We start from the raw sequence: 511 nt of genomic DNA on the forward strand, positions 1-511 counted from the left end.
GAGCTGCGTTCCCACGCAGAGCGTGGGAACGATCAGAAACGGGTGGCTTCCTGGGATGGCCCACTACTGTCCGGGGAAAATACGGGGTTGCTCATGAGAACAACCCAAACTGCAATTTTTCTCGTTCTATTCGCTCATTTTGCCATCGTCTATGGCTGTTTTCTTCGGTCATAGGCCGCTGAAATAACGTCACTCGAAGTTCGGCGAGAATGGTCCACAAACTACCCTTTAGTCTGTTTTCCTTGCGGTAGATCACCAGCAGTAAATAGGCAATCAGAGCACACAAAATCTGGATCTTGACCGCGTTCTCACTGCGCCCAAAGAAGGTCTTGATCTTCAGGTGTTGCTTTATCCATTTGAAGTAAAGCTCAATCGCCCAGCGCTCCTTGTAACGCTGGGCAATCAGCACCGCCGGGCTTTCCAGGTCATTGGTGGCCAGAATGATAGGCGTACTTTTGTCAGGGCGCTGCACGGTCACTCGACGTAATGGCGAGGTGTAGTCGTTGTGCCG

General features: G+C 51.7%; 1 protein-coding gene. It reads right to left on the minus strand.

Annotated features, from left to right (window positions below; genetic code table 11):
* Positions 1–91: 91 nt before the first annotated feature.
* The coding region (locus tag V7756_RS19105; RefSeq protein WP_335611776.1) for a transposase at positions 92–511 on the minus strand (420 nt) is incomplete at its 5' end.

The sequence above is a fragment of the Halopseudomonas sp. genome, from assembly GCF_036961105.1.
Taxonomy (GTDB): Bacteria; Pseudomonadota; Gammaproteobacteria; order Pseudomonadales; family Pseudomonadaceae; genus Halopseudomonas.